This window comes from Prochlorococcus marinus subsp. marinus str. CCMP1375 (genome assembly GCF_000007925.1).
In the GTDB taxonomy this organism is placed as follows: Bacteria; Cyanobacteriota; Cyanobacteriia; order PCC-6307; family Cyanobiaceae; genus Prochlorococcus_E; species Prochlorococcus_E marinus.
Genome location: NC_005042.1, coordinates 327,871 through 349,918, shown reverse-complemented (window position 1 = coordinate 349,918; position 22,048 = coordinate 327,871). Strand labels below are relative to the sequence as shown.

Genomic DNA, 22,048 nt, shown 5'->3' with positions numbered 1-22,048 from the left:
AACAGTCTACTGAATGTGCCTCATGGTTCGCGCAATTGATTAATCCAATGCCTCCAACTGTAAAAACCTTTTCACAAATTATCCGGCAATTTTTCGCTGTTTTAATCAGTTTTGCCATTATTTTTTCAATAAGCGCAGAGCCTCTAATCGCTCTAAACGATGGTCAGCAATTGGTTTTAGAGACCTGGAATATTGTAAATGAAGGATTTTTAAATCCTGAAAAATTCAATGAAGTTCAATGGAGACGATTACGTCAACAAGCTATAGAAAAACCAATTACAACATCAGATGAAGCATATTCAGCTATTGAAACCATGCTCCTTCCACTAGGAGATCCATATACACGTCTTTTAAGGCCTAATGATTTCAAAAATCTCAAGGAAAGCAATATTGGAAGTGAAATTAATGGTGTAGGGCTTCAACTTGGTGCAAGAAATGATGATGGAGAGATTGTTGTAATTTCTCCATTAGAGGGTTCTCCCGCAGCAGATGCCCAAATCAAGAGTGGTTCAATTCTAATTAAAGTTGATGACGAATCGCCTAAGAGACTTGGATTAGAAGCAACAGCATCAAAATTAAGAGGAGAAACTGGTTCAAAAGTTTTATTAACCCTTTTATCCCCAGAGAACGAAACAAAAGAAATAACTCTCGAAAGAAGAAGTGTTGATTTACGCCCCGTTAGAACTAAAAGAATAAGAACTGAAAAGCATACACTTGGTTACCTAAGAATCACCCAATTCAGTGAAGGAGTCCCTGAAAAAGTAAAAGAAGCTTTAAAAGAGCTTTCAGAAAAGGAAGTTGAAGGAATCGTATTAGATTTAAGGAATAATTCAGGCGGTCTAGTTAGCTCAGGGCTTGCTGTAGCAGATGCCTTTTTAAGTGAAAAGCCAATTGTTGAGACCAAAAATCGAAATGAAATCAATGATCCAATACCTTCAGGCAAAGAAACCCTTTTTGACGGTCCTCTAATAACTTTGGTAAATGAAGGGACAGCAAGCGCAAGCGAAATTCTAGCTGGAGCTCTTCAAGACAATCAAAGATCTCTTTTATTAGGCAAACGTACTTTTGGCAAAGGTCTTATTCAATCACTTACAAATTTAAGCGATGGTAGTGGTTTGGCAGTAACAGTAGCCAGCTACCTCACTCCATCAGGGAGAGATATTCAGAATCTGGGTATCGAGCCTGATAGAAATTTAGAAATGCCTGAACCCCTTGATCCTGGAGGATCAGAAGACAGATGGCTTCTTGACGCAGAGCTTTTGATGGAAGCCAATATTGACTTGCAAGAGGTTCAAAAAGAAGAGGAGAATAACAATATTGAATTGAATGAAGAGATTGAAGTGGTTCAGAGAACTGAATTCAGCTCTAACGATTCTGAAAATTCCACTGACTTACAAATTGTAGATAACAATTAATGGCAAAAAGAACTTATTACGATCCTCTTCACCAAGGCATAACTCTTGACGACAAAATACCTGAAGAGGAAATGATAATAGGTTTAATTGATTCATCTCCTTTTCAACGTTTACGCAGAATCAAACAACTTGGTCCAGCCTCACTTACTTTTCATGGTGCAGAATCAAGCAGATTTACTCATTCGCTAGGGGTATTTCATATTGCAAGAAGAGCTTTAAAAAAACTATTAAAACTTGAACCTGAATTAATTCAATTTAAAGGTCTTTTATATGCTTCATCACTACTTCATGACATTGGGCATGGGCCTTTAAGTCATACAAGTGAAGGAATGTTTGGTCTAAATCATGAAGAATGGTCTTTCAAAGTAATAAAAGAGCATCCTGAAATAACTAATATATTGAACAAATTAAAAAGCTCACTAAGCCTTGAAGTATCAAATTTATTTAGAAGAGAAGATACTAATCATAAACTAATAAAAACCTTGGTTAGTAGCCAACTTGATTGTGATCGACTTGATTATTTAATGAGAGACAGCCATAGCAGTGGGACTCATTATGGACAAATTGACTTAGAAAGAATTCTCTCAGCATTAACAATTGCACCTGATGGGGATCTTGCAATAAATCCTAAAGGACTTTTAGCTGTAGAACATTATTTAGTAGTTAGGAATCTTATGTATAGAAGCATATATAATCATAGGTTAAATGAGGTTTGCAACTGGCTTCTAGAAAAAATTATTGAATTAGCAAGACAATTGGGCCCTAAGGCAATTTGGGCAGATAGCTATTTTTCTACATGGCTTTGGAATCCAAAAAAAATAAATATAGAAACATTTTTGGCCAATGATGATGTAAGAACCATATATCACTTATCAAGATGGAAAGATGAAGCACCTCAACCTTTAAGAGGTCTATGTGAATGTTTTTTAAATCGAAAATTACCTAAAGCAATCAATATTGAGGATCTAAAAGTTGAATTTCAATTAGAAGCTCTTTCAATAACAAAGAGACTTACAGAAGAACTTGGTAAAGATTCAAACATTTATTGTGGTCTTAGACATAACAAAATCTATGGCTATGAACCTTATAAAAAAGGATTAAGGTTATGGGATGGAGAGAATCTCAAAGCTCTTGAGAAAGAATCTTTACTAATTGAAAGATTAATTAGCCCTTCAAAAAATACATGGTTAATATACCCTAAAGAAATTAATTCTAGTCTCAAAAAGAAACTCTCAAAATTAAGGCAAACACAAAAAATATAATTATATAATATTAAAATGTTATGAGCCTTAATAATCTTAACAAGAAAGAAAATTTTATTTCCATTCAATTATTATCAGAGAATTGGGCAGAGGAATTAAGATTAAGTATTAAAGGGTACCAAAAAGGATTCATCAAAATTAACTCTGGAGCATTACCCCTAACTTGCAAAGACATAAATGAATTAAAAAGAATATGTAATGGAGTCGGAATGGAAATAATATCTATTGAATCAACTAACGCAGAAAGTATTGTTAGCGCTTCTGCATTAGGCCTAAATGCAAACCTAAAATTAAAAGATAATGTTTTTACAGAAGTAAAATCAGATTTTAAAGATCTCTCAGAAAGCAAAGTAAACGCAGCATTGTTATTTCATAAAGGGACTCTAAGGTCTGGAGAAGTATTGGAAGCTGATGAAGATATTTTAATTCTCGGAGATGTGAATCCAGGCGCAACAGTTTTAGCTGGTGGGAATGTAATGATCTGGGGAAGGCTTCTAGGAATAGCGCATGCAGGCAAATATGGAAATAATCAAGCCAAAATAACTGCTCTTCAGCTTAGGCCTGTTCAATTAAGGATTGCAAACAAAATTGCAAGAGGTCCTAAAGAAAAACCAGAGTTAGGTTTAGCAGAAGAGGCAACTATCCAAGAGGAAGTAATTGTCATTAAACCAGCAAGAACCACCTGAACATTTTTCATTTCATAAAGAAAAACCCAGTTATATCTAGAAAAAAAATTTTTCCTTTCAATCTAAATTGATAATTTTAATTTTAGACATTGTTATTAGAGAGAATGCACTTAAAATTGTTCAACTTCGAAGAGGTCAGTGACGTCAGTTACGCGAGTGATACTTATCTGCTCAGGCAAGGGGGGTGTCGGCAAGACTACTCTCACAGCAAATCTAGGGATTTCTTTAGCCAGAAAAGGCTCCCCTACTGCTGTTCTTGATGCTGATTTTGGCTTACGTAATCTAGATCTTTTATTAGGTTTAGAGAATCGTATTGTTTATACAGCTCAAGAAGTTCTAGAAGAGACTTGTCGCCTTGATCAAGCCTTGGTAAAGCATAAACAAGAGCCAAACCTATCCCTGTTACCGGCTGGCAATCCAAGGATGCTTGATTGGCTTAAGCCAGAAGATATGAAAAAAATAGTTGATATGCTTACCAAGCAATTTGAATATGTATTAATAGATTGTCCTGCTGGTGTAGAAGATGGATTTAGGAATGCAGTAGCCGCATCTAAAGAAGCCATTATTGTTACTAACCCTGAGGTGTCTGCAGTAAGAGATGCTGATCGGGTAATTGGACTCCTAAATACACATGGGATCAAACCTGTCCAACTGGTTTTGAATAGGGTGCGACCAAAAATGATGGAAAGCCAAGAAATGCTATCAATTGAAGATGTGACAGATATTCTAGCTCTACCTTTATTAGGCCTAGTTCTTGAAGATGAGCAAGTAATAGTTAGTACTAACAGAGGAGAGCCTCTAACTCTCAGTGGGAGTCAATCACCTGCAGCTAGATGCTATTCAAATATCGCAGGGCGTCTTCGAGGGGAAGAGATCCCTCTTATTGACCCTTCTCAAGAAGGTTCTGGAATAGCAGACAAATTCCGCCGACTGATGCAAACAAAGATTTTTTAACTGAAATGACACTTCGAGACATTCTAAACAAATTGATGGGCAGACAGCCTGCGAGTGCTGCAAAAGCTCGAGAAAGGCTGCAATTAGTACTCGCTCATGACAGAACTGATTTAAGTCCAGATCTCTTGGAACAAATGAGAGAAGAAATTCTTAGCGTTGTAGCTAAATATGTAGAAATAGATTTTGAAGAAGGTGCAGTGAGTCTTGAAACTGAAGATAGAATGACTGCATTAGTTGCCAATCTTCCAATTAAAAGAACTCTTTCTGGAGAAATAAAAATAAAAGAACAGTCTTCAGCAGATAATTCTGCAAAAGCCGTTTCCTGATAAAACTCATCTATACAAATTACATTTAGTCCCTGCAACGAAGAACTAAACCCAATCTGCTTTGCTAGTAAAATAAAAAAGTTTGGAAAAGGCCAAACATTCCTCTAGTCTATTTAATAATGAGTGCCGGCTTAGCTCAGCGGTAGAGCAGCGCTTTTGTAAAGCGAAGGTCATCAGTTCAAATCTGTTAGCCGGCATCTAAACCTTTCTTGAATCAATTCAATCTTCATAAGTTTCTTTCGTAAATCCCCTTCCTGAAAAGAACCATAAAATTAAAAATATACTTATTAAACCTAAGCTCCTGAATTCCAGTAAATAAGTTCCAACAAATATTGTTGGCTTTAAAATCCAATGGAATCCAGATTGAAGAATCAAAATTAGAATCAAAAGCCAAGTCATTCTTAATAAAGCTCTTTAGGTATAACAGCACCTCTTCTTAATAACTGCCACTTCCCTGGTGATTTCCATTTTATTAAGGTGCTTGCCAGTCCAGACGATGTGGGCCAAGGGACAGGGCTCAAAAGAGGCAATTTTGGGAAGCATTGAGAAAGTTCATAAGGATCAATTAATGTTTCTTGACCAGATAAATTTGCGCTAGTAGTGGCAAGTGGCCCACTCTTATTAAGGAAATCCATAGACACTTCGCATGCAGGTATTCGAATACCAATTGAATCTCCACTTGGATTAAGTGATTGCACTATTTCTCCTGAAGCAGGTAAAACAATTGTTAAAGCTCCTGGCCAATAAGAAGAACACATTCTGATTGCGTCTTTTATTGCAACTGGCAAAACATATTTTAGTAATTGGTCTGTTGTTGAGCCCATTAAAATCAAAGGCTTACTTTTTGGCCGCTTCTTAATGTTCCATAATTCAATTGCATTCTTAGGGAAAGTAGCTAATGCTGGCAAAGTATCTGTAGGGATTAAAACTGGAGATCCTTTGTCAAGATATTGCAGTAGCTCCTTAGATTCGCAAAACGGGAAATTCATAATTGATTGAGGGAATAAACTGTCTTTAAGGGCGAAGAGCTAATCCAAAACGTCTTACTCCTTCCAAATCATTTTCAAAATCAACTTCCAAAAAGCCAGAGTCAACCATAAGATTTAATGCCTGTTCACTTTGATCAAAATTGTGTTCTAACAGCAACCACCCACCCGAACGAAGGCCTTTCATTGCACCTTTGATTACTTTACGGCATGAATCCATTCCATCATCCCCGCCACTAAGCGCCAAAATTGGTTCATGATCACGAACAACAGGATCAAGTTCACTTAAATGAGTCTTAGGAATATAAGGCGGATTAGCAACAACTAAATCAAAATTTCCCCACCAAGGTTTTAGAGGCTCCCACCAATCTCCTAAATGCAAAGAAACATTGGCATTTTCAGTTAAGGTATTTATGTTTGATTCTGCTAAAGCTAAGGCATCATTGCAGCAATCAGCTGCATGACCTTCCCATAAAGGCAAAGCTCTTGCCAATGCAACTGCTAATGCTCCAGAACCGGTACCTAAATCAGCCCATCTCCCATATTTCATTAATCCTGCGTCTACCTTTTTCAAAGCTATATCTATCAATATTTCAGTTTCTTGGCGAGGTATCAAAGCTGAAGAATTGACTTTCAGCTCAAAGTCTCTCCAAGGACATTTACCTACTAGATGCTGTAAAGGAATTTGATCACTTAAATGTCTCATCCAAATCAATGAGAGTTCTTCAAGTGATAAATCAAGCTTATGAAAAGAGCTTTGAAAAATTTTCAATTCTTGCAAAGTACTCCAACCCAATCCTCCTCCGATATCTAATAACCAATCAAGATCTACTGCTCGGCCTCCTTTAGACAACTCTTGCTTTCTCCAAATTAAAATTTCTTCTGCTGAAAAAAATCTTTCAAAAGACATTTAATTTTTAGATGGTCCCCGTTGCAAATCCCTAAGTGCTTTGGAAAGTTGCTCTGGCCCTTCCCTCAATAGACGATCGCCTGAATTATCACGTTGAATTAATACCAAATCAACATTAGCCAAAGCAGCGATCTCTCCTGAATTATTAAAAAAATCTGTTTTCCATCTCCATCGAGGACCTTTGCCTTGGAAAATCCAACTTTTAAGCAAAACCTCTTCACCATGCAAAAGTGAGCGCATATATTTTATTTGTAAATCCACAACTGGCATTTCAAATCCTTGATTTGATAAATCGCTATAAGCTAAGCCAACTTTAGATAGTGCATTAATCCTGGCCTCTTCCAACCACATTAAATAAGATCCATGCCACATAACACCTGCATGATCTGCATTTTGAGGCAAGACAGTTTTTCTAAGAACCCAAGGCTTAATTTCAGAATTTCCAGCCATAAAAAAAACTTTAAAGAACTAAAGACTCAACAATTGAAAAAGTCTTTAAATCTCTTAGGTTCTGATTTTCAGCTAAGTAGTTACTTAACTTTTTGGCCCAAGCTTTCCTTTACTGGAATCAGAGAAGAAACTTGATTTTTCTCCATCACTGGTGGAGATATATAGACCTACCAGGAAAATCGTTGGGATGCCAACAAAGAGCAAGCTGATAATAAAACCGAAATTTGTGGTTTCCATGAACTCAAAAAGCCGCTAAAAAGCTAGGAATTAATTCAGACTATAAAGGGATAACAGCCAACTCATTTGCAAAGAGCTTGAAGAATTAGATGTTGTAACGAGAAACAATCAAAATATTCATAAGCTTAATTGCAAAAAACCAGGAATTATTTTGGTAAATCCTTAGACAAAGCTTCATCCATCAATGATTCAACGTTAGCTGGCGGAGACTGTGGCTTAGTGAGGACAATTGCAGAAGTTTTGACAACCGCCTGACAAGCGAGTCTCCAATTACCTGGACGACCTCTCAGCTTGGTTTGCTCAATGTCCGTAATAGGTGACAAAGAATCTTGTTGCCCTTCTGCTACAGAAACATAACAAGTAATGCATTGACCATACCCTCCACAATTTCCCAATTTTCCTTTGAATCCATAAAGTTCCAGACCTTCCCTCAAAGCAACTTCTCGAAGATTTTCTCCAAATTGACACTTAACATCTCTTCCTTCTCTAACGAAACGAATAATTGGCATAGTTCGAAAAACAACAAAGTTGCAATTCAATTTTGACTTGTCAAACAGCCAAATGTCCCTAAATAACTGGCAAAAAGAACATTTTCACTGATTTTCTTTCGGTTCTAAATTCATTTTTCAATGTTGCTGGAATATCAACAGTCGTTGCAGCTGAGCACAACCTGCCCCTTCTCGATAGAAGAACCTTTACGATCATCGGGTCTAGCTGCATAATAAGCAGCTTCGTTACTCGAAATCTTACCCATGGGATTGCCCTGGTATCGGGTGCACTCAGTCGTAATTAACGACCCTGGCCGACTTCTGGCCGTGCACCTCATGCACACAGCTTTGCTAGCCGGCTGGGCCGGCTCCATGGCCCTATATGAATTGGCCATATTCGATCCTAGCGATCCAGTCTTGAACCCTATGTGGCGCCAAGGCATGTATGTCATGCCTTTTATGGCCCGCTTAGGGGTTACAAGTAGTTGGAATGGTTGGGACCTGACTGGCGGTGTCGGTTCATTCGACTTTGATTCATTAGGGTTCTGGGGAAAAGCTCTTCCTTATTCAACTTTTGAAGGCGTCGCAGCAGGTCATATCATCTTCAGTGGTCTGTTAATGCTGGCAGCTATCTGGCATTGGACCTACTGGGATCTTGAACTCTGGGAAGACTCTAGAACTGGGGAACCAGCTTTAGACCTTCCAAGAATTTTTGGAATCCACCTATTACTTGCAGGACTTGCTTGTTTTGGTTTTGGTGTATCACTTTCTTCAGTAGGAATGTGGGTCTCTGACCCGTACGGTCTTACTGGACATGTCGAGAAAGTAAGCCCGGTTTGGGGCGCATCAGGATTTAATCCCTTTAGTGCAGGCGGCATAGTCGCCAACCATATTGGGGCAGGTCTTATAGGAATAATTGGTGGAATTTTCCATATCACCAATAGGCCTGGAGAAAGGCTTTATAGGAACCTCAGGATGGGAAGTCTTGAAGGTGTACTTGCTAGTGCTTTAGCAGCAGTTCTCTTTGTATCTTTTGTAGTCTCAGGAACTATGTGGTATGGATCAGCAACAACTCCAATTGAGTTGTTTGGTCCAACCCGATATCAATGGGATTCCAATTACTTCCAAAATGAAATCAATAGAAGAGTTGAAGCTTCTATAGCAGATGGTGCAAGCAAGGAAGAAGCTTATTCAGCTATTCCAGAAAAGCTAGCCTTCTATGACTATGTAGGTAATAGCCCTGCAAAAGGAGGTCTGTTCAGAGCAGGTGCCTTAGTTAATGGCGACGGTGTCCCCACTGGCTGGCAAGGGCATGTTTCCTTCAAAGATAAAGAAGGAAATGACCTTGAAGTAAGAAGAATGCCTAACTTCTTCGAGAACTTCCCTGTAATCCTTGAAGACAAAGATGGCAATGTTCGTGCTGACATTCCTTTCCGCCGCGCAGAAGCCAAATACTCGTTTGAGCAAACTGGTATTACTGCAACGGTTTATGGTGGTGAGTTAAGTGGACAGACTTTCTCTGACCCAGTTGTTGTCAAGCGTCTAGCACGTAAGGCTCAACTTGGTGAGTCCTTCAAGTTTGATCGTGAGCGTTACAAGTCCGATGGTGTATTTAGAAGTTCACCAAGAGCTTGGTTCACATATGCTCATGCATGCTTTGGATTGCTCTACCTATTTGGGCACTGGTGGCATGCTGCAAGGACTCTTTACCGCGATACCTTTACTGGTGTTGATCCAGACATCGGTGATCAGGTTGAGTTTGGTCTCTTCAAGAAACTTGGAGATGAAACCACTCGCCGCGTCCCTGGGCGTGCTTAAACACAAGCAATCTTTAGCCATTATCTAACCCATGGAAGCTTTCACTTACACACTCCTTATGACTTTGGGAGTTGTTACTCTCTTCTTCGCTGTCGCATTTCGCGATCCACCGAAGTTTGACAAATAACTAAAAAAGCCCCGCTTAATTAAAGCGGGGCTTTTTTATGCCTTAATGATCTATTAAAAATTTAATTTCTTTTTGGTTCAAACTTTAATGAATCAAAGGAAAATAGAAATAGTATTCAAAGATTTAAGAGCATTAGCCCTTCTCATTAGACAAAACCATGTATACATTTAAATTAAACCTAAATAATTAGGGCAGAGTATGCAATGCCCCTCTTGCCAAAACACAGATAGTCGCGTCTTAGAATCACGTTCTGCAGATGCAGGAAAATGTGTGAGACGACGCAGGGAATGTCTAAACTGTGACTTCCGATTTACTACCTATGAAAGGGTAGAGACTATACCTGTCACTGTCATTAAAAGAAGTAACGCAAAAGAAATCTTTTGTAGAAGCAAGTTACTCAATGGCCTTACAAGAGCTTGTGAGAAAACTTCTATTAATAATCAAAAAATCGAAGCGATTGTTGATGAAATTGAAACCCATCTCCAGCAAAGTAATCTCAAAGAAATTAGCAGTGTTGATTTAGGAGAAATGATTTTGCTTCATTTAAAATCAGTTAATGAAGTTGCCTATATACGTTTCGCTTCTGTCTATCGTCAGTTCAACGGTATAGAAGATTTCATTGATACTTTGGAAAGTTTTAAACCTTCTAATAAATTTGCGGCAATATCGTAATAGCTGAGGTGTAGAGTGAGTTATCTGTTCCTTTAGGTTGGCAGGCCTAAAGGGCAAATGTACGCATTGCCTCAAGGCATACTGCCCGCAAACCATGTCTGAAAACTCCTCTGCACCTGTTACTGAATTAGAAGAAAGTAACGCGGATAGTCAGATTACTTCGCCAGAGAACGAGCAGAATGCTGATTTAGCAGATCAAGCCGCAACTCATGAAGAGTCTTTTAATACTGAAGAGATACCTTCAGCGGATGATCCAAGTAGCAGAGTTAAAAAGTATGACTTTGATGGTGCTGGCTTTTCTCTAGAAGAGTTTGACTCTTTGTTAGGGAAATATGATTACAACTTCAAGCCAGGAGACATTGTAAATGGAACAGTCTTCGCTCTTGAAACAAAAGGAGCAATGATTGATATAGGGGCAAAAACAGCAGCCTTTATGCCAATGCAAGAGGTTTCAATTAATAGAGTGGAAGGACTTAGTGATGTACTGCAGCCATCAGAGATAAGGCAATTTTTCATAATGAGTGAAGAGAATGAAGATGGTCAATTATCATTATCAATTCGAAGAATTGAATATCAAAGAGCATGGGAAAGAGTTCGCCAACTTCAAAAAGAAGATGCGACTATTTATTCTGAGGTTTTTGCAACGAATAGAGGTGGTGCTCTTGTTAGAGTTGAAGGGTTAAGGGGTTTTATACCTGGTTCTCATATCAGTACTCGCAAAGCAAAAGAAGAACTTGTTGCAGAATATTTACCTCTAAAATTTCTTGAAGTCGATGAAGAAAGAAACAGACTAGTTCTTAGCCATAGAAGAGCTCTTGTTGAAAGGAAAATGAACCGCCTAGAAGTAGGTGAAGTTGTAGTAGGTGCAGTTCGTGGAATTAAGCCATATGGAGCATTTATTGACATTGGAGGGGTAAGCGGATTACTTCATATCTCAGAAATCAGTCATGAACATATTGAAACACCACACTCTGTACTAAACGTGAATGATCAAATGAAAGTGATGATCATTGACTTAGATGCAGAAAGAGGTCGCATTTCCCTTTCAACAAAAGCATTAGAACCAGAGCCTGGAGACATGCTGACAGATCCTCAAAAAGTCTTTGATAAAGCAGAAGAAATGGCTGCAAAGTATAAGGAGATGCTTTTAGAACAAGCTGAAGAAGGTGAAAATCCAATAACCTCAATGGAGGTTTAATTAATTAAATTAAATGCATCAACTCCTTCTTAGAGGGGAACCAATCAGCAGAGTTAATGGCATATTATTTGATAAGGATGGTACATTAATTAGCAGTGAAGAGCGTTTATTAAAGCTAGCAAAATCAAGAATTAAAGAAGCTATAAAAGCATATGCAAAATATACTAAATCCAAAAATGATATTGAGTATTTATTATCCAAAGCATATGGGATAACTGCAAATGGAATTAATCCCAATGGATCTATGGCAATAGCATCTAAAAAAGACAATCTAATATCAACAGCTACTATTTTTTCTATTCTTGGAATGAGCTGGTCAAATTCATTACAAATTTCACATGATATTTTTCAAAAAGCAACTGTTAAAGACACTGAATCTAATAACAATGAGTCAAAAGATAATCTTCTCCCTGGAGTCCAAAACCTTCTTAAAGAATGCAATAAGAAAGGAATAAAGTTAGGGGTTATTAGTAATGATACTAAAGATGGTATTAAGCAATTCCTGCGGAACAATAATCTTGAAAAAAAAATTCCTTATTTTTGGAGTTCTGAAGATTACCCACCAAAGCCCAACCCAACTTCAGTGAAAAACCTATGTAAGTTAATGAACTTAAAAGTTTCCGAATGTATCCTCATTGGAGATGCTGATACCGACCTAAAGATGGCTCGCAGCAGTGGAACTTCATTAGCTCTTGGCTACACTGCTGGATGGAAGAATCCACCTTTATTATATGAACATCATCATCTACTAAATCATTGGGATGAGTTAAGTTTCCAATAAACCTATAAAATAAACTGTCAAATAAGCAACTATCTTCAATAAAAGTGCCTAGCTTTGTTTTCACTTCTGAATCTGTTACAGAAGGTCACCCTGACAAAATTTGCGACCAAGTTAGTGATGCAATCTTAGATGCTCTCTTAGATCAAGACCCAAACAGCAGAGTTGCATGTGAGACTGTTGTAAATACGGGGCTATGTCTAATTACTGGGGAAGTGACTTCCAAAGCAAAAGTTGATTTCATAAATCTAGTAAGGGAAGTAATTAAAGAAATTGGATACTTTGGAGCAAAAGCTGGGGGATTTGATTCAAATAGCTGTTCAGTTCTTGTAGCTTTAGATCAACAATCTCCAGATATTGCTCAAGGTGTTGATGAAGCTGATGATCACAGCGGAAATCCGTTTGACCAAGTGGGGGCTGGCGATCAGGGCATAATGTTTGGATTCGCCTGTGATGAAACTCCAGAATTAATGCCATTGCCAATAAGCTTGGCTCATAGACTCTCTAGAAGACTCGCAAAAGTTAGGCATGATGGCACTCTGAAATATCTTCTACCAGATGGGAAAACTCAAGTCAGTGTCTTATATGAGAACAATAAGCCAACTGCCATTGATACGATATTAATATCCACTCAACACACAGCAGAAGTAGAAGGCATTACCTCAGAAAAAGGAATAAGAGAACAAATTAGTAAGGACTTGTGGGAATTAGTAGTCAAACCAGCAACCGAAGACCTTCCTATTAAACCAATACAAGAAAAAACACGCTTTTTAGTTAACCCAACTGGAAAATTTGTTGTTGGCGGGCCACAAGGAGATGCAGGGCTAACTGGGCGAAAGATAATTGTTGACACTTACGGCGGTTATGCAAGACATGGTGGTGGAGCTTTTTCTGGAAAAGATCCGACAAAAGTAGATAGGTCTGCAGCATATGCTGCAAGATTTGTAGCAAAAAGTCTTGTAGCTGCAGGCTTAGCTAGTCGTGTTGAAGTTCAGCTTAGTTATGCAATAGGAGTAGCCAATCCAGTTTCTATTTTGGTCGAAGCTTTTGGAAGTGGGAAAATGTCAAACGAAGCACTTACAGAATTGGTTACCGAAAATTTCGATCTACGTCCTGGTGCAATTATTGAACAATTTGGGCTTAGATCATTACCCAATCAAAGGCAAGGACGTTTTTATAGGGATGTAGCTGCTTACGGTCATTTCGGCAGGCCCGACCTTAATCTTCCTTGGGAAGATGTTCAAGACAAAGCAAAAGAATTAATTGAATCTCAAAAGTAATCTGAAATCACAATGACAATAAAATCATCATTAGTGCTAGGGATCGACCTTGGCACAAGTGGTGTACGTATTGCTGTAGTTAATCAAAATAATAAGCTTATTCACTTAGCTTCCTGCGAATACTTTGAGGATTTAAGACTTTGCAAAGACTGGCAACAATGTTGCAAAAATCTTATTGAAAAGATCCCTGTTGAAATCAAAGATAATCTAATTGCATGTGCTGTAGATGGAACTTCAGGCACTTTAATGGGATGCAATTACAGCGGGGAGCCTCTAGGGGAAGCATTGCCTTATTTTGTGCAATTTAACGAGAAGCTAAAAAATACATTCGACCCTCAGCACACCAGTATTGGCAGAGCATTACATCTAATCAAAAAGCATGGTAAAGAAATTTTATTAAGGCATCAAGCAGACTGGATAAATGGATGGCTATTAGATAATTGGACGTGGGGAGAAGAAGGAAACAATCTTCGACTTGGCTGGAACCAATTAGATAATTCATGGCCAAAACAATTAAAGGATATTTCTTGGTTTAATGCTTTACCGAAAATTGTAAGCAGTGGAAGTGTTTTAGGAAAGATTTCCCCAACAAGAGCAAAGGAATTATGCCTTCCCAAAAAACTTAAGATAATTGCTGGAACAACTGATTCAAATGCTGCCGTATTAGCCACAGAAGCCTCGTATGAAGAAGGCATTAGTGTTCTAGGAAGCACCATCGTCATCAAACGTTTTACACAGAAGCCTCTAGAGGGTGTTGGCATTTCAAATCATCGCTTATATGGAAAATGGTTGACGGGAGGAGCCTCTAATGCTGGTTGCACTGTTCTTAAAAGATTCTTTAGTGATAAAGATTTAGCTGAATTAAGTAGACAAATTGATCCTGAAACAAATAGCGGACTAGAACTTCTTCCTTTACCTTTTAAAGGAGAACGATTCCCAGTAAATGATTCCAACTTAAATCCCATTCTTGAACCCAGACCAGTCAGTGATTCACTTTATCTTCAAGCTCTGCTAGAAGGTCTTTCTCGAATAGAAGCTATGGGATGGCAAAAACTCGCAAATCTAGAGTTCAGAGATCCGCCAGAAAAAATCATTACCATTGGAGGTGGTGCAAGAAATCCACAATGGAGAAGAATTAGAGAAAGAATAATTGGCATCCCAATTAAAACCTGCTCAAGAACACCTGCAGAAGGAGTTGCGCTTCTTGCCTTAAAAGCGATGCGCCGAAATCCCTAAGGATGATTATTCCCATAGCAATACCGATTCATTTCTGCGCATTCATAAATCAAAGAATTCTTCTAATGGAAATTAGCGTTAGCGTTGATATAAGATAAATAATGGTTCTATATAGTTAGCGCCAAGCCGGGATAGCTCAGTTGGTAGAGCAGGCGACTGAAAATCGCCGTGTCCGCAGTTCAAATCTGCGTCCTGGCACCATTATTTGCATGACATACTCTAAAAATACTGATTTAATCAAAATAAAAAATATAAGCGGAATTCATTTAAAGCATTAACTATATTATTTTTTTAAATCTGTTCCATTAATCTTTTAATCAAATAATTTTCATAGTCTTAGGCATATTTACAGTGACTGATAAAGTGTTGGTATAACAGCTTTCTTGAAAAGTACTTTTCTAAAGCTTTTGAACAAGGTGATCTTTGATAATCTATTAAGATCATTCAAACAACAATGAATAAGATGAAAGAACACAATAATTTCTACGATAATGCTGATAGTTTTGCAATGGTTTTTGATGAAGCTTGGAAAGAAAAGCAATTCAAGAACGATGACAAGTTAACAATTGATCAAAAAATAGAAACAATAATCGAACAAAATAAAGACCACCCATTTATAAAGTCTTCTCCAGCCAAAGCGATCAGTGTTGCAAAATTTCGATTACGGCTACTACAACTAGAATAGTAAAATGCTATGTTTTTTATTTTAAAGAATAAAGCTCTATAGATGAGATGATTTACTTAGACTCAGATCACTTTGAAAAAAGCACAACATTTAAAACCCCTAAATCTCCTAAGGCTTAGCCTATTTCAGGGATGCTTAGGCTGCCTGGCAGTGATTTTTGCTGGCATGCTTAATAGAATAATGATCACAGAACTTGCTTTCCCAGCAATACTTGTTGGAGGAGGGCTTGCTTTTGAACAATTAGTTGCACCCTCAAGAGTGCTCTTTGGCAATATCTCTGATAGTTGGCCAATTAAAGGTAGAAAAAGAACCCCTTATATATATCTAGGTTCTGCAGCCTTTTGTTTCTTAGCTGTTTTATCAATACCAATAATTTTCTTAACTGAGAAGGCTTTAGCACAAGGATCTTTCGCTGCAATATCAGCAAGTGTGATTTGCTTATGTTCATTATTTGCCCTTTACGGCTTGGCCATATCAATGTCAACTACGCCTTATTTAGCATTAGTTATTGATCTTACAGATGAGAAAGAAAGGCCTAAAGCCGTCGGCATTATTTGGTGCATGCTAACTATCGGTATTATTGTTGGGGCTATCGCAATTTCAATTACAACTAAAAGCTTAGATGGCATAACTGACCCTGCATTACTCCAACCAACACTTCAACAGTTCATGCTTAGAGTTAGTACAATAATTTTTATAATTTCGATAATTTCTTGTTGGGGAATAGAACCAAAAAGCAAATCCCTAACTAAAGGCAGCAATAAACATCGGCAAGAGATTGGTTTAAAGTCAGCATGGTCCTTGATTAGATCTAGCAAGCAAATTTTTATTTTCTTTGCTTTTCTTATTTTTTATACTTTAGGCCTTTTCCTTCAAGATCCTATTTTGGAAAGTTTTGGAGGGGAAGTATTTAACTTACCCATTTCACAAACAACCTTACTTAATGCTTTTTGGGGCATAGGAACATTGATTGGGTTATTAATAGGCGGTCTGTTAATTATTCCAAGTATAGGAAAATTTTCTGCCGCAAAACTTGGTTGTTGGCTAATAGCAATTTCGCTTGGACTATTAGTCATTAGTGGAGCATTGGAAAATAGCAATTTACTTTTTCTCGTTCTATTTATATTTGGCGTTGCTGCAGGGATAGCTACCAATAGTGCCTTATCATTAATGCTTGATCTTACACTTCCTGAAGTTGCTGGAACTTTCGTAGGGGTATGGGGGCTAGCTCAAGCTTTGTCAAGAGCAATGGGTAAATTAATTGGTGGTGGATTGTTAGACTTAGGAAGAATTATAGGGGGGAACGATAACTCTCTATTTGCATTTTCTTTTGTATTCTCAATAGAAATAATCATAATTATAATCTCTATATTTATACTTAATAAAGTGAGTATAAGTAAATTCAAGAATGAAACATCTGCTAAAATGAGCGAGATCCTAATGTCTGACCTAGACAATTGATAATCTTTTAAAATGAAGACTAGCAAAGCAGACTTTATTTCTAGACATTCCCTAGAAGTTAAACTTTCTGATATATCGAAAAGAGAATCATTTAGCTACGGCAAAACACGCGTTTCTGGTAGCAAGCAAACAACTTATATAATGCACTCTAGAAGCGTTTATATGCCCGGCCAGGAAAAACTTTTTACCAGCAATTATCCTGCAAACCCTAATCAAGTAATCGACAAAGAAATGATTCAGCTAAGAAATATTTATAAGCGAAAGAATTATATAAACTCAAAGCAACCTATTGGCTCCAAAACAATTCATAGATCTCAAGATGCATTTACTTATAAGAGGTTTGCCCCTATCAGTGATGAAGCACTTGAGATTGCTGTTGTAGCAGCATATAAACAAATCTTTGGCAACTTAAATCCAATGGAAAGCGAACGTCCTAAAGAATTAGAAAGAAGATTAAGAAATGGGGACATCCCAATTAGAGAATTTATTCGATCACTTGCTAAGTCAGAATTTTATAGTCGTCATTTTATTGAAAGAGTAAGTCAAATAAGATCTGTCGAGCTTAGATTTATGCATCTATTAGGGCGACCACTTAAGGATGAGTCAGAACTAATCAATAATATAAATTTTATAAGAGAAAAAGGCTTTGAATCTCATATTGATTCCTTAATGAATTCTTTAGAGTATGAAGAACACTTTGGAGAAGACATAGTGCCATTTCAAAGGCACTGGAATTCACCCTGTGGCAGTACAACATCAAGCTTTATAAAGACAGCTTTATTCAGAAAAGGTTTTGCTTCCAGTGATAACGTAATTTATAAGTAGAGCTTGTCTATTATGACTATAAAAAGGCCTCCTTCTAACGAAAGCCCAGGTGATCAATCTTCTCAGACCCCTTCAGGTAAGAAAGTACCTATGGCCATGTCAATGATGGTCGATTCAATGGTAAGAATGATTCAAAAGGGGAGCAATAATCTAGAGGATTTAGATTCAAAAGAATCATTAAATAGCAAAAATGGGGATTGAGGAGTTTGTCAACAAAAGTGAAGGCGAATGGAATTCAATGAGAAGCGGGCATTCACTCGCATTCAAACAATTCGAAGAAGTTTTAAGCCATATTTCTATAACTTTACTTCAACCAGATGACACTCAAATAAAAGATTATTTAAAGGAAAGTGAATACTCAAAGCCCCAAATCATATCTCCATTCAAAATAGAATGGTCTGGGGAGTCAAACTGGAAAGGTTCAGATTCGTCAAATGATCTAAGTGGCTGTAGTCTCTTAATCCCTATACCAAGTTCAAAACAAGAAGGAATTATTTTAAGGAGTATGGGCTATACAGAAAAAATAGATGCAATCTCTAACTATCATTTTATATCAGATGGAACCATTGTTTTATCTACTGTCTACGAACAAACAGTTGCTGAAGAACGAATTTGGTTTATTAGTGAAAATGTAAGATGTAGATCTTCCGTAATCCTTTCGTTAGAATCCAAGGCAATTTTGCAAACATCATTTGCATCGGAAATAAAAAGAGTGCATAAACCCTATAGAGAATGAGCTTTAAAGAAAGTCAATCAAAAGTACTTTTTGCCAAAATATTATGTGGAAAATATAGTAATAAGGATCAGGCATATCATCAGCCAAAATTATATGCCTATATGAATATATACTTTAGGCCTTTACCCTGGAATTTATTTAGAGGAATAGGTATTTATTCTGAACAAAGCTATGATTATTCACCTTGGTCACCATACAGGCAAGCGGTACATAGATTAATAGTTAAAGAAAATTACTTTATACTAGAGAACTATAAAATAATAAATGCAATAAGAATTGCTGGAGCTGGCTTTAATTTAAAGCTATTAGATGAAATCAAAAAAGAAAATCTATCTATAAGAAAAAGTTGTGAAATGCATTTCCAGAAAACTGAAGAAGGAAATTATAGAGGCAGTCTGAAGAAAGATGAAAAATTTTTAATTGAAAGAGGAGGGATACAAACTTATCTTGTTAGCAACGTTGAATTTAATAAATATAATTTCAATAGTACTGACCAAGGACTAGATATCCAAACAGACTCAATAGTATGGGGAGCCAAAAATGGACCTTTAAAGTTTAAGAAAATATTCGAAGAAGCCAAATAATGTATTAGTATAAAATAATTATATCAATAAATCATTGACTTTTAATCTAACAAATTTATTACTATCAACCTTAATTCTTAATAAAGCATCTTTAAATTTAATTTGATTCTCCTTATCAATTAATCTTTGAATACACATTAAAGTGGCGTATCTACATACCCAATAAGGTGTCTTTTCTTCATTCAACCAATTTTCATAATTATCATAGAAAATATTCTTATCAATATCTACCGATGCTAAAATTGCTTGCGCCTTGAATTTCATAAATTTAGGCCAACTATCATCTAAGCAATGATTCAGAAGTTCAATAGATATTTTATTATTTTTATCCCCAGAATCATTAATTTTACGAAGAATGATCATAAGGAAGTAAAGTGCTCCGTAATCTTTCTTAAACTCTTGCAAATAATCCTTTATAGTCGTCCAAATTTCTTCCTTAGGGATCTTCAGAAGTGAGCTTAATGCTAGATAGCACTTCCTAAAGTCTGTAGAAAATAATTCTTTCACTAAGAAATTAGAGTTAGTTTTTGATTGATAATGATTTAGAATTCTTATATTTTTTGGGTCATCTAATAAAAGCAAATCTAGTGATTTAGTGAGATTAAATTCAAACAAGTGATCTACAGTCTTATCCCATAATAGTTCAATAGATCTAATCCTAAAGTATGGCGATACTGGAGTTTGAAGTACTAATTCTAATAATGAATATTCTTTTGCATCAATAATATCCTGAACTGCAGATTGTCTATCATTCTGATTATCTAAATCTAGGTTACTTCTTAAAATATCTAGATTATTAGATTCACCTGTTAATCTTGAAATCGCCGCTATAGCAGCTCCTTTAACTCCTGAAGATATCTCATCCTTAACAAGCAACTGTTTTATTTTTGGCAATTCTGAGATTGCTCCCATTTTAGCTAAACTCTGTATGAGTACTCTTTGATTTTGATGAGACTGTTCTAATAAACAGCCAATCAAATTATGCAACTTTGCATCTGCACATGACAGCTCTTGCAAAGCCCAAGCTGCGTTTTCAACAAGATAAGGGTCTTTGCTTTTAAGATTATTTCCTATAATTGTGATTGCTTTTTTACAGCCAAGTCTTCCCAGGACCTCTATAGCCTTTCTCTTGGCTATCAAAATAGAGTTATCCATAGATTCCGAAATAAGTAAATCCATCAGGGCTTCTTCGGTTTCTCGAGAAGGGTATTTAGCAAGATGAAAAACTGCCTTGTAATAATCGCTAGAGAGCTTTAATTCATCTATAGGAGTTTTTAAAATATGCAAAGCATCTTTCTGACTTAATTTAGGGAGAGTATCAAAAGCACCGAAACTCATCAGTTACTTAAAGCAAGCCGATTTTAAATATATGATTAAATCAAACTTTTCTAAAAGATCACTACTTATAAAAACAATTGAAAGAAGACTCTAAGCAAAACTCATTGAATGACAAGACTATTCTAAGTCAAGAAGAGGCTTCAAATTTAGCTGAGGAACTAAAACAAACTCTAAAAGAAGGTTTTAGACCAGAAAAAGATGAAAAGCTAATTAAAAAACTTATTGCTGGACTTGGAGATAATAGAGGAATGCTAAGAAGGACTTTTTCAGAAAGTCTAGGCGCAATTGGGCCAGCATCTATACCTGAATTACGCGAGGCACTCTTAAAAAGTCCAAATGTCACCACAAGAAGAGCTGCTGCAAAAACATTAAAACTTGTCGGAGACCCATCTGCTTTACCTGATCTTTTAGAAGCCCTGATCAATGATAAAGATCCCGTTGTTCAAGGCTCTTCTGCGGGTGCGATTGCAATATTTGGCGAACATGCGATTGAATATTTTGTTAGGGTTCTAGAGAGGCCAAATAGCTCGGAGATGCAATGTGGTCTAGCACGATGGGGCCTTTCTTTTATAGGAGCAAAAGGGGCCAACTCTCTAAAAGAAGCAGCATTATCAAAAAATCCAAAAGTTCGAGCATCCTGCATTGCCGCTCTAGGGGAACAAACGCAAACATTGTGTGACTTACAGGCAAAAAATATTATTACTAATGCTCTAAATGACGTTTCAATTGAGGTGCAAATTGAAGCCATTAGATTAATAGGAGCACTTAACGAAGAAGATTGGGACCTAGACCTATTAGCCTCAAAATTAAGTCATATAAACCCACAGGTAAGAAAGCAGACAGCATTATCTTTAATGCGACTAAAAGCAAGCAATCAAATAGAAAGATTAAGGAACTCTCTATTAAATGAAGATGATGCCGAAGTTATTAATATTCTTGAATTAAGTATAAAAGTAATCAAAAGGAATACATAGAGACTAATCAAGGATATTAGTTTCCATGGCTTGTATTGCAGCATCCCTAATAAGATCATCTAATGAAGAATCTTGCGCTATTGTGATAAGAAATTGCTGAAGAGAAGAATCGGGAATCTCTATTAATGCAGAAACTGCTGATTTCGCTCGTAGAACATTTTTATCTCTGCAAAGTTTTTTAAGGTATGGAATTGATTCATTCCCAATTTGTCTTAAAAAAGAAATAGACATTAAGACTATCTCAGTAGATTCATCAACAAGCGCTGATTTTAATAGTTTCTGTACATCTTCAGTAAAATTAGTAAGGCTACATTTAGATGCTATTAATACTAATACCTTTAAATAGCTTATTCTAAGTAGATTATCTTTAGTACTAATAAATAAATGTATTACTTCCCTCAATACATCTGTTTCAAAACAAGCAAGTGCCTTTACTGATTTTCTTCTAAGCTCAACATTATCATGGTCCAAATTATTAATTAAACGTGCAATAGATTCCTTAGGCCAAAAATGTTTCATATCTAAACATGCTTTTTGGTTAATATTTGGGTTCGGGTGATCTAGATCGGCAAAAATACTATCCAGGCTAGGAACTTCCTCTCTTCTTTTCATAGAATATATA

Annotated in this window: 26 protein-coding genes and 2 tRNA genes; 21 read left to right on the top strand and 7 right to left on the bottom strand. The window is 36.7% G+C overall.

The features are described from left to right. Positions 1 to 47 precede the first annotated feature (47 nt). The 6 genes from ctpZ to PRO_RS01825 all read left to right on the top strand — a co-directional run bounded on the left by ctpZ (position 48) and on the right by PRO_RS01825 (position 4,840). Complete coding sequence (ctpZ, locus tag PRO_RS01850) at positions 48 to 1,415, top strand: carboxyl-terminal processing protease CtpZ (RefSeq protein ID WP_193328861.1); 1,368 nt, start codon at positions 48 to 50, stop codon at positions 1,413 to 1,415. Beyond that, on the top strand, positions 1,415 to 2,677 hold the full coding sequence (locus tag PRO_RS01845; RefSeq protein WP_011124520.1) for an HD domain-containing protein: 1,263 nt from the start codon (positions 1,415 to 1,417) through the stop codon (positions 2,675 to 2,677). The genes ctpZ and PRO_RS01845 overlap by 1 nt, the downstream gene beginning before the upstream one ends. 20 nt (positions 2,678 to 2,697) lie before the next feature. After that, the gene (gene minC / locus PRO_RS01840) at positions 2,698 to 3,363 is read left to right on the top strand and encodes a septum site-determining protein MinC (RefSeq protein WP_011124519.1); all 666 of its coding nucleotides are present in this window, start codon (positions 2,698 to 2,700) and stop codon (positions 3,361 to 3,363) included. 138 nt (positions 3,364 to 3,501) lie between these two features. Continuing rightward, positions 3,502 to 4,317 (top strand): septum site-determining protein MinD, encoded by an 816-nt coding sequence (gene minD, locus PRO_RS01835; protein WP_011124518.1) that lies wholly within the window; start codon positions 3,502 to 3,504, stop codon positions 4,315 to 4,317. Between the two features lie 5 nt (positions 4,318 to 4,322). After that, positions 4,323 to 4,643 (top strand): cell division topological specificity factor MinE, encoded by a 321-nt coding sequence (gene minE / locus PRO_RS01830; protein ID WP_011124517.1) that lies wholly within the window; start codon positions 4,323 to 4,325, stop codon positions 4,641 to 4,643. 125 nt (positions 4,644 to 4,768) lie between these two features. Next, positions 4,769 to 4,840: transfer RNA gene (locus PRO_RS01825), tRNA-Thr, on the top strand. A gap of 204 nt (positions 4,841 to 5,044) precedes the next feature. On the opposite strand, the gene PRO_RS01820 is transcribed toward PRO_RS01825, so the two are convergent. From PRO_RS01820 to PRO_RS01800, 5 genes are all read right to left on the bottom strand, one after another. Continuing rightward, positions 5,045 to 5,632: an L-threonylcarbamoyladenylate synthase gene (locus PRO_RS01820; protein ID WP_011124515.1), complete on the bottom strand. Its 588-nt coding sequence runs from the start codon at positions 5,630 to 5,632 to the stop codon at positions 5,045 to 5,047. Between the two features lie 25 nt (positions 5,633 to 5,657). Then, the gene (gene prmC / locus PRO_RS01815; protein ID WP_011124514.1) at positions 5,658 to 6,539 is read right to left on the bottom strand and encodes a peptide chain release factor N(5)-glutamine methyltransferase; all 882 of its coding nucleotides are present in this window, start codon (positions 6,537 to 6,539) and stop codon (positions 5,658 to 5,660) included. Then, positions 6,540 to 6,989 carry an acyl-CoA thioesterase gene (locus tag PRO_RS01810; RefSeq protein ID WP_011124513.1) on the bottom strand — a complete coding sequence of 150 codons (450 nt, stop codon included), beginning with the start codon at positions 6,987 to 6,989 and terminating at the stop codon, positions 6,540 to 6,542. Between the two features lie 84 nt (positions 6,990 to 7,073). Beyond that, the gene (gene psbM / locus PRO_RS01805) at positions 7,074 to 7,226 is read right to left on the bottom strand and encodes a photosystem II reaction center protein PsbM (RefSeq protein ID WP_011124512.1); all 153 of its coding nucleotides are present in this window, start codon (positions 7,224 to 7,226) and stop codon (positions 7,074 to 7,076) included. A gap of 146 nt (positions 7,227 to 7,372) precedes the next feature. Continuing rightward, positions 7,373 to 7,735, bottom strand: a complete 363-nt coding sequence (locus tag PRO_RS01800) for a 2Fe-2S iron-sulfur cluster-binding protein (RefSeq protein ID WP_036891667.1) — start codon at positions 7,733 to 7,735, stop codon at positions 7,373 to 7,375. Between the two features lie 243 nt (positions 7,736 to 7,978). Here PRO_RS01800 and psbB point away from each other — a divergent pair, with 243 nt between their 5' ends. The 14 genes from psbB (at position 7,979) to PRO_RS01730 (ending at position 19,114) form a co-directional block, all read left to right on the top strand. Beyond that, the gene (gene psbB, locus PRO_RS01795; protein WP_011124509.1) at positions 7,979 to 9,532 is read left to right on the top strand and encodes a photosystem II chlorophyll-binding protein CP47; all 1,554 of its coding nucleotides are present in this window, start codon (positions 7,979 to 7,981) and stop codon (positions 9,530 to 9,532) included. Positions 9,533 to 9,563: 31 nt separating this feature from the next. Further along, complete coding sequence (locus PRO_RS01790) at positions 9,564 to 9,659, top strand: photosystem II reaction center protein T (protein ID WP_011124508.1); 96 nt, start codon at positions 9,564 to 9,566, stop codon at positions 9,657 to 9,659. Positions 9,660 to 9,857: 198 nt separating this feature from the next. After that, positions 9,858 to 10,331, top strand: a complete 474-nt coding sequence (gene nrdR, locus PRO_RS01785) for a transcriptional regulator NrdR (protein WP_011124507.1) — start codon at positions 9,858 to 9,860, stop codon at positions 10,329 to 10,331. A gap of 94 nt (positions 10,332 to 10,425) precedes the next feature. Continuing rightward, positions 10,426 to 11,529: a 30S ribosomal protein S1 gene (locus PRO_RS01780; protein ID WP_011124506.1), complete on the top strand. Its 1,104-nt coding sequence runs from the start codon at positions 10,426 to 10,428 to the stop codon at positions 11,527 to 11,529. Between the two features lie 13 nt (positions 11,530 to 11,542). Next, positions 11,543 to 12,310, top strand: a complete 768-nt coding sequence (locus PRO_RS01775; RefSeq protein WP_011124505.1) for an HAD family hydrolase — start codon at positions 11,543 to 11,545, stop codon at positions 12,308 to 12,310. Positions 12,311 to 12,354: 44 nt separating this feature from the next. Beyond that, positions 12,355 to 13,587: a methionine adenosyltransferase gene (metK, locus tag PRO_RS01770; RefSeq protein ID WP_011124504.1), complete on the top strand. Its 1,233-nt coding sequence runs from the start codon at positions 12,355 to 12,357 to the stop codon at positions 13,585 to 13,587. Positions 13,588 to 13,599: 12 nt separating this feature from the next. Then, positions 13,600 to 14,823 (top strand): FGGY-family carbohydrate kinase, encoded by a 1,224-nt coding sequence (locus tag PRO_RS01765; protein ID WP_011124503.1) that lies wholly within the window; start codon positions 13,600 to 13,602, stop codon positions 14,821 to 14,823. Positions 14,824 to 14,948: 125 nt separating this feature from the next. Further along, positions 14,949 to 15,024, top strand: a tRNA-Phe gene (locus tag PRO_RS01760). Positions 15,025 to 15,277: 253 nt separating this feature from the next. Next, a complete protein-coding gene (locus tag PRO_RS01755; RefSeq protein ID WP_011124502.1) occupies positions 15,278 to 15,508 on the top strand; it encodes a hypothetical protein in 231 nt (76 codons plus the stop codon). A gap of 165 nt (positions 15,509 to 15,673) precedes the next feature. After that, entirely contained in the window at positions 15,674 to 16,969 is a 1,296-nt protein-coding gene (locus tag PRO_RS01750; protein WP_011124501.1) for a PucC family protein, read from the top strand. 12 nt (positions 16,970 to 16,981) lie between these two features. Continuing rightward, positions 16,982 to 17,794 (top strand): phycobilisome rod-core linker polypeptide, encoded by an 813-nt coding sequence (locus tag PRO_RS01745; protein WP_011124500.1) that lies wholly within the window; start codon positions 16,982 to 16,984, stop codon positions 17,792 to 17,794. A 12-nt stretch (positions 17,795 to 17,806) separates the two neighbouring features. Beyond that, positions 17,807 to 17,995, top strand: a complete 189-nt coding sequence (locus PRO_RS01740) for a hypothetical protein (protein ID WP_011124499.1) — start codon at positions 17,807 to 17,809, stop codon at positions 17,993 to 17,995. Further along, the gene (locus tag PRO_RS01735) at positions 17,985 to 18,530 is read left to right on the top strand and encodes a phycobiliprotein lyase (protein WP_011124498.1); all 546 of its coding nucleotides are present in this window, start codon (positions 17,985 to 17,987) and stop codon (positions 18,528 to 18,530) included. Before PRO_RS01740 ends, PRO_RS01735 begins: the two co-directional genes overlap by 11 nt. Next, the gene (locus PRO_RS01730; protein ID WP_011124497.1) at positions 18,527 to 19,114 is read left to right on the top strand and encodes a chromophore lyase CpcT/CpeT; all 588 of its coding nucleotides are present in this window, start codon (positions 18,527 to 18,529) and stop codon (positions 19,112 to 19,114) included. The genes PRO_RS01735 and PRO_RS01730 overlap by 4 nt, the downstream gene beginning before the upstream one ends. Positions 19,115 to 19,132: 18 nt before the next feature. On the opposite strand, the gene PRO_RS01725 is transcribed toward PRO_RS01730, so the two are convergent. Further along, positions 19,133 to 20,452 carry a HEAT repeat domain-containing protein gene (locus PRO_RS01725; protein WP_011124496.1) on the bottom strand — a complete coding sequence of 440 codons (1,320 nt, stop codon included), beginning with the start codon at positions 20,450 to 20,452 and terminating at the stop codon, positions 19,133 to 19,135. A gap of 77 nt (positions 20,453 to 20,529) precedes the next feature. Between PRO_RS01725 and PRO_RS01720 the strand changes: the two genes are divergently transcribed. Then, the gene (locus PRO_RS01720) at positions 20,530 to 21,426 is read left to right on the top strand and encodes a HEAT repeat domain-containing protein (RefSeq protein ID WP_011124495.1); all 897 of its coding nucleotides are present in this window, start codon (positions 20,530 to 20,532) and stop codon (positions 21,424 to 21,426) included. Positions 21,427 to 21,429: 3 nt separating this feature from the next. Here the strand turns inward: PRO_RS01720 and PRO_RS01715 are convergent, their stop codons facing one another. Next, on the bottom strand, positions 21,430 to 22,038 hold the full coding sequence (locus tag PRO_RS01715; protein ID WP_011124494.1) for a HEAT repeat domain-containing protein: 609 nt from the start codon (positions 22,036 to 22,038) through the stop codon (positions 21,430 to 21,432). Between the last annotated feature and the right edge of the window lie 10 nt (positions 22,039 to 22,048).